The 7,338-nt window shown below is 69.0% G+C and carries 5 protein-coding genes; 2 read left to right on the top strand and 3 right to left on the bottom strand.

What is annotated here, in order from left to right; genetic code table 11:
* Window positions 1-440: 440 nt before the first annotated feature.
* On the top strand, window positions 441-4,139 hold the full coding sequence (locus AC27KI_RS16050; RefSeq protein ID WP_487090091.1) for an IPTL-CTERM sorting domain-containing protein: 3,699 nt from the start codon (window positions 441-443) through the stop codon (window positions 4,137-4,139).
* Window positions 4,140-4,270: 131 nt separating this feature from the next.
* On the opposite strand, the gene AC27KI_RS16055 is transcribed toward AC27KI_RS16050, so the two are convergent.
* Entirely contained in the window at window positions 4,271-4,969 is a 699-nt protein-coding gene (locus AC27KI_RS16055) for a response regulator transcription factor (RefSeq protein WP_284429532.1), read from the bottom strand.
* 233 nt (window positions 4,970-5,202) lie between these two features.
* Between AC27KI_RS16055 and AC27KI_RS16060 the strand changes: the two genes are divergently transcribed.
* Window positions 5,203-5,769 (top strand): hypothetical protein, encoded by a 567-nt coding sequence (locus tag AC27KI_RS16060; protein ID WP_487114716.1) that lies wholly within the window; start codon window positions 5,203-5,205, stop codon window positions 5,767-5,769.
* Between the two features lie 29 nt (window positions 5,770-5,798).
* Here the strand turns inward: AC27KI_RS16060 and AC27KI_RS16065 are convergent, their stop codons facing one another.
* Both AC27KI_RS16065 and AC27KI_RS16070 read right to left on the bottom strand, forming a co-directional pair.
* Entirely contained in the window at window positions 5,799-6,848 is a 1,050-nt protein-coding gene (locus AC27KI_RS16065) for a serine/threonine protein kinase (protein WP_487090089.1), read from the bottom strand.
* On the bottom strand, window positions 6,841-7,338 hold a 498-nt coding region (locus tag AC27KI_RS16070; RefSeq protein ID WP_487114718.1), incomplete at its 5' end, for a universal stress protein. The genes AC27KI_RS16070 and AC27KI_RS16065, both read right to left, overlap by 8 nt.

A 7,338-nucleotide genomic window follows, 5' to 3' on the forward strand; every position in this document is an offset into this window, starting at 1 on the left:
CCGGCCAGCGCGGCCCAGCAGGCCAGGCCGAGCCACAGCAGGGGGCGGAGCCGCCACCACGAAACGGACCGGAGCGGTGGGGGGCGGGTGGGACGAACGGTGGGCACGCCGGCAAAGGGGAGGGCGGCAAGGAAGGCGGGCAGCATGCCGGCAAGTGTCCGCGATGGGCAGCGCGGGAAGGCCGAAGGCCCATGCCGACGGACGTTGCGGCGCGCGCTGCATGTGGTGCCGAACGCACAAATGCAAGACCGAATGTCAACAATTGTTGAATTCTGAAAACCGCAGAGCCCACCCCCTAGATTCGCGGCACTCCCGGCCACGCAGGCAAGGCACCGCGCGCCGGTCCTCCCTTGCCAACGACCCCCTTCCGGCCCTCGCCAGGGCCCCCGCGGCGTCGCGGCGTGCCCGGACCTGCTCACTACAACAATCTGGAGATCGGTATGGTTCTTTCCTTTGCACGGCGGGCTGCGGGCCTGCTGTGGCCTGCTGCTTTCGCTTCTGCGCCCGCGCGCAGACCTGCCGCCCGCCCCGGCCTGCCGGGCGGGCGGGGATACGGGCTGCTGCTGGCCGGGTGCCTGCTGGCACCCGGGGCCGTGCTGGCCCAGACCACCGACATCCTGGTCAACCAGGACGCGGTGCCCGCATCCGCCTCGGGCCCGGCGGGCGGCACCTTCCATTACGTGGTGACGGTGCGGCACAACACCGGCAGCGCGGCCACCGGCGTGGTCCTCACCGACAAGCTGCCCGTGGGCGCGGTGTTCCAGTCGGTCACGACGACCCCGGCGGGCATGGCCTGCACTCCGGCCATCACCCCTGGCACGGCCATCACGGTCGCCAACCAGACGGTGCAGTGCGACCTGGGCTCGATGGCGGTCAATTCCACCAAGGTGGTGGATTTCGAGGTGGTGCTTCCGACGGTCTCGACCAACTGGATCAACAACGCCCGCGTGACGCGCAACGAGACCGATTCGGACCCCAGCAACGACGCGCTGGACCGCCGCATCACCACGACCGAGGCCGCCGACCTGGCCCTGGCCGTCACCACCAACCCCACGGCGCCTCCCGGCAACCCGCTCTCACCCGGCCAGCCCTACCGCTATGTGGTGGACGTGAGCAACCAGGGACCCATCGGCATTCCCGCCGCAGGGCGCGTGGAGGTGATGTTCAGCGTGCCCACGGGCGCCTCGTTCACCCGCGTGGGCGGCAGCAACGGATGGACCTGCACGCCCACGGCCTCGAACGCTTCGCCGCTCGTGTCCCCCGGCGCGCCGACGCCCGCCACGGTGGTCACCTGCTCCCACGCCGGTGCGCTGGCCAATGGCGGCACGGTGCCGTCGCTGGAGGTGGACGCCGCTCCCAATGTGACCGGCTCCATCACGACGTCGTTCTCGGTCAAGGGCTACAAGGATGCGTCCACGGAAATGCCCGACGGGCAGACCGCCAACAACACCGGCACGGCCGAAGTCAATGTGGCCGGCACGGCCTCGGACGTCTCCGTCACCAAGGCCGTGAACGGTGCCACGACCTATGGGCTCAACGACCAGGTGACCTACACGGTCACGCCCCGGCTGAACGGCGGCACCTTGCTCACCGGCGTGCCCGTGCAGGTGGTCGACACGCTGGGTGCGGGCCTGTCGTTCGTGTCCGCCACGGGCACGGGCTGGACCTGCAGCGCGGCGGGCCAGGTGATCACCTGCGACCTGCCCGGCGGCTATGCGGGCGCCAACTTCAGCAACCTGCCGGCGATCACGGTGGTGGCCTTGGTGCAGCAGACGGGCACGCTGCCCAACACCGTCACGATCGACGTGCCGACCCGCACCGATCCCGACACAACCAACAACTCGCCGGCCAGCGTCTTCATCACGGCGACCAACGTGGCCGACCTGCAGATCACGAAGACCGCGTCCAACTACGTGAACGGCCAGGGCGTGGCCGTGGCCATCGGCCAGACCTACCAGTACCGCCTGACGGCACGCAACCGCGGACCGCTCGCCATCGCGCCGGCCGCCGCCACCGTGCCGGCCGCCCCGAGCATCGTCGTCTCCGACTCGGTGCCCGCCGGCGTGACCCTGACGGGCCTCAACGCGGCCTCGGGCGCGGGCTGGACCTGCTCGGCACTGCCGCTGGTGGGCCCGGGCACCTTCACCTGCGAGCGCACGGCCGGACTGGCCGTGAATGCGAATGCCCCCGACATCGTGGTCAACGCAGTGCGCACGACCGCGGGCTCGGCCACCAACAACGCCTGCGTGAAGTTCAGCCCCGAGACGGGCGGCACCCGCGAGGACCCGTGGTACACCGACCCCGCGCACGGCATCAACTGCCAGGGCGTGGGCGTCGGCGCATCCGACCAGACCCCCGGCAACGAGGTGCAGGCGGACCTGAGCATCGTCAAATCCGTGGACAAGCCCACGGTGCCTGCCGGCGACGTGCTGACTTACACGATGGTGGTGACCAACAACGGCACCAGCGCCGCCACCAACGTGAGCCTGCGCGACGTGCTGCCCAGCCTGGTGACCAGCGCATCGGCCCCGGGCCTGGTGTCGGTGAACACCACCGCCGGCACCTGCACGCCCTCGGGCGCGTCCAACGTCAACACCGCCACGCTGCTGTGCTCGCTCGGCACGCTCAACAGCGGCGCCAGCGCGACGGTGACCGTGGCGATCCGGCCCACGGTGGCCACCACCGCGAACCGCACCAACACCGCCACGGCCTATTCGCCCGAAGTGGTGGACCCGGTCCTGGGCAACAACACCGCATCGGTGACGAGCCAGGTCACGGCCCGGGTGGACCTGGTGGCCTCCAAGACCGTCTCGCCCACGCCGACCGCGATCTCGGGCGAACCCATCACGTACGTGGTGCGCGCCAGGAACAATGGCCCGTCGTCGGCCGAAAACGTGTGGCTGAGGGACGTGCTGCCCGCCAACGGGGTGCTGATCGGCACGCCCGTCGCCTCCAACGGCGGCGTGTGCGATGCGGTGCCCCCCGGCAACGGCGGCACGCTGAACTGCCGCTGGGGCACCACGGGCAACAGCGTGTTCCTCGCCAATGGCGGCCAGTACGAGGTGACCTACCGCCTGCGTGCGGCGGGCGCCTGGGCCCCGGGCGTGAAGCTCTCCAACACGGTCGAGATCGGCACCGCGACGGACGAGCCCGTGCTGACCAACAACCAGGCCGCGGCCGAGATCACGCTGACCCAGCCCGAGTTGGACATCCTGGTGTCGATGGCGCACAGCGCCGACGCCATCGCCCTGGGCGCCGAGACGACCTACACCATCACCGTGAAGAACTCGGGCCCGTCGTTCGGTACGAACGTGGTGATGACGGACACGTTCCCGGTGACCCACCCCACGAACGGCGCCTCTTCGGCCACATTCGGCTTCACGGGCGGCCTCACGGTGGACAAGGGCGGCGTCTGCACCGTGCCGGCCATCGGCGCGACCTCGGGCGGCGTGTCGTGCACCTTCCCGGGCCTGGCCAAGGACGAGGTGGCCACCATCACGTTCAAGATGAAGGCGACGAGCCTGCCGGCCGGGGCCGCGTCGGGCACGATCTTCCACAGGGCCGTGGTGTCGGTGAGCGAAACCGAGTTCCTGCAGGGCGGACAGAACACGCAGGTCAACAACACCACGTACGACCAGACCTCCACCAAGCGCGACCCGATCGCCACCGACCTGTCGATCCTCAAGGCCGGCCCCGATGGCCCGATCGCCCCGGGCGCGGACGTGGACTACACCTTCACCGTGCGCAACAACGGCAACCTGACCAGCAACGGCGCCCAGGTGGTGGACCCGCTGCCCGCGGGGCTGACGTTCGTCTCCTCGTCCGACTGCGTGGCTGCGGGTACCTCGGTGACCTGCTCGGTGGGCGAACTGCTGGCGGGCGCGAGCCGCACCCTGCGCGTCAAGACGCGCCTGGCGCAGCCCTACACCGGCAACGGACCGCTGGTGAACACGGCGACGCTGGACGCGCCGGGCGACACCGACCCCACCAACAACACGTCGAGCAAGACCACGACCGTGCAGCCGCCGCCCGATGCGATCGCCAGCGTGCCGACGCTGTCGCAGTGGGCATTGATCCTGCTGTCGTGCCTGCTGGGTGGACTGGCGCTGCGCCAGTCCCACGGCCCGCGCCGGCGCTGACCTGGCACGGGGGGCTCACCTCCAGGGAAAAAGGGCGGTCCCGAATGCGGGACCGCCCTTTTTTTTGATGGATGGCGGATCAGGGGGCTGAGAGAGTCGTCGGCGCGTGCCGCCGGCGCTGGCGCCCAGGCTCAGGCGGATTGTGTGGCGTCGACCACGTCCAGGCGGTAGCCCATGCCATACACCGCGTTGACGACGTAGCCGTTCTCCGGCGACAGGGCCAGCTTGTTGCGCAGCCGCGAGACGTGCGTGTCCAGCGAGCGCGAGGGCACGTCCTGCACCTCGCTCCAGACGCTCTGGCGCATGTGCTCGCGCGACAGCAGGCGGCCCGCGTTCTGGAACATGAACAGCGCCAGGTCGTATTCCTTGTTCTTCAGGTCCACGGCCGTGCCGTCCATCCACAGCGTGCGCGTCTTGGGCTCGAAGCGGTAGCGGCCGAAATCGAGCGTGCGCGCTACGGTGGACGGGTACGCCCGGCGCAGCAGCGCCGCGGTGCGGGCCATGAGTTCGCCCATGCGGATGGGCTTGGTCATGAAGTCGTCGGCGCCACAGTTGAGCGCCTCGACCACGTCCTGCTCGGCATTGCGGCGCGTCACGAACAGGATGGGCATCTGCGGCGCCAGGCCGGCGCGCAGGGTGCGCACCACTTCCATGCCGCTCATGTCGGGCAGGTGCCAGTCCACGATCAGCAGATCGAAGGTCTCTGTGCGCAGCGCCTTGAGCAGGCTGGTGCCCTCGGTGAAGGGGTGGAACAGGTGCCCGGCATGTTCGACAGAGGCCTGGATCAGCTCCATCAGGATCGGGTCGTCGTCAAGGGCAGCGATACGCATGGGACACCAGGAAACGGCAAAGGCAATGGAATACGGACCGCCGGTAGGGCGCGGCGAGGTGCCGAAACTACCTTTTAATTTCGCTATCGGTTGGAATGTGACAATTGTTAACATTCATCGAAAATCCGCGGTATGTATTCGTGGCATCGACGCATCGGTGGCGCTTCGAGTGCGCCGGGGTCCCTTGTGTCGCGCGCAGACATGGCCGCATTGGCAGCCGCGGTTTCGTTTGAATGCTCCGTTCTTCGCCTTGCCTCGCCGTTGCCCAGCGCTTTCAGGGAATATGGGCCGTTCAAAAACTGGAGGACAGCTTCATGGGCAATTGCATCGGCGGCTCCAGCGGGAACGCTTCCGTTCGCCGCCGTCAGGATCAAGGCACGGCAAGTACCAATGCCGGTGTGCAGGCCGAACAATCGGCATCGGCTGCGTTCGGCGTCGATGCGGCGCTGTCCGGGCTGCGGTCCCGCGAACGGAGAATCAATGGACTGCTGGGCCCCGACACCAATGAGTTGCTTGGTTCGCCCGTACGCAGGGAACTCGAATCCTTGCGCACGCGGGTGCAGTCAGCGGCGGGACATTTGACGGCGCTGCAGCAAACGCTGAATCGCCAGAACTCTCAACGCATCGACCTGGGCGATGACCCGGTGGGTGCCGTGCAATTGTTGACCGCACAGTCCGAACGATTGGGAAGGCAAGTGGAGCCCGTCATCCAGAGACACGAGGATGCCATCGACGACCTGCAGAACCGCGCGGGCTTGGCAGAGGATCATCCGTCCATGCGCCTTTCGCAGGGCCGCTAAGGCCATCGAGCATCTTGTGCTCGCTGCTCTTATGCCGACAGCGGCGCTTCCTGCATCGCCTCCATCTGCTCGCGCAGCATGTCGACCTGCCCGCGCCAGTAGTCGCTGCTGCCAAACCAGGGGAAGTTGATCGGAAAGATCGGGTCGTTCCAGCGGCGCGCCAGCCAGGCGCTGTAGTGGATCAGCCGCAGCGTGCGCAGCGGCTCGATCAGGGCCAGCTCGCGCCGGTCGAAGGGGCGGAACTGCTCGTAGCCGTCCAGCAGCGCGGACAGCTGCACGGTGCGCTGGCGGCGGTCGCCGGACAGCAGCATCCACAGGTCCTGCACGGCCGGGCCGGTGCGCGCATCGTCCAGGTCCACGAAGTGCGGGCCGCCGCCGGGCCGGTCGGTGGGCGTCCACAGCACGTTGCCGGGGTGGCAGTCGCCGTGCAGGCGCAGCGGGCGCGCATCCTTCAAGGCAAACGTGCCGCCTGCCGAGGTATTCCATGCACTTTGTGCTATTAATTTAATAGCATCTTCGCAGGCGCTGCGCCAGGCCGACTGCTGGTCCAGCGGGATGATCTCCTGGGCCAGCAGCCAGTCGTGCGGCTCCTGCGCGAAGGTGGCCGCGTCCAGCGCCGGGCGCAGCGCGAAGGGCCGGGCCTCGCCCACGGTGTGGATGCGGGCGAGGAAGCGGCCGATCCACTCCAGCACCTCGAAGTCGTCCAGCTCGGGCGTGCGCCCGCCGCGCCAGGGGCTGACCGAGAACGCGAAGCCCGCGTGCTGGTGCAGCGTGCGGTCCTGCAGCACCAGCGGGGCGACCATGGGCACCTCGGCCTGGGCGAGTTCGGCGGCGAACGCGTGCTCTTCCAGGATCTGCGCATCGCTCCAGCGGCCCGGCCGGTAGAACTTGGCGACGACGCGGCTGCCGTCTTCCAGCGACACCTGGTACACGCGGTTTTCGTACGAGCCCAGGGCCATGAGGCGGCCGTCACCGTACAGGTCCACGCTGGCGAGCGCGTCCAGCACGAGGTCGGGGGTGAGGGGCGCGTAGGGATGCGAAGAAGAAGGGGTGGGCTCGGTGCCGGGCAGGTTATCCATGGGGAGCATTGTCGCCCCCGGCCAGTTCGGTGAAGGGCAACTGCTGCTTGACCAGGATGACGGTGCATGGCGCATCACGGGCCACGCGGATCGGAATGGTGTCGATGAAGCGCTGCAGCGGCACACCGTGCGTGGCCGCGCCCAGGATCATCACGCCCACGCGGTTGCCCTGGGCGTAGCGCACCAGGGCCTGGGCCACATCGCTCGCCTCGATCACCTGGTGGCTGGCGCTGTGGCCGGCCAGGTCGAGCCCGGCGGACCACTGGCGCAGGCGCACCAGGTGGCGGCGGTGCAGCGTGGTTTCGCTGCGCTCGCTGTCCGATGCGCTGCTGGCCGAGGGCGAGATCACGGTCACGCAGGCCAGCCGCGCCCCGGGGCGGATGCCCAGCGAGCGCGCCGCCGCCTGGCGCAGCGAGTACAGCGTGGCATCGCTCGCGTCCTCGCCCGGCACGGCCACCATGAGGATGGGCGCCGCCTCGATCTGGCGCGC

The organism is Acidovorax sp. KPB24-03, assembly GCF_057546605.1.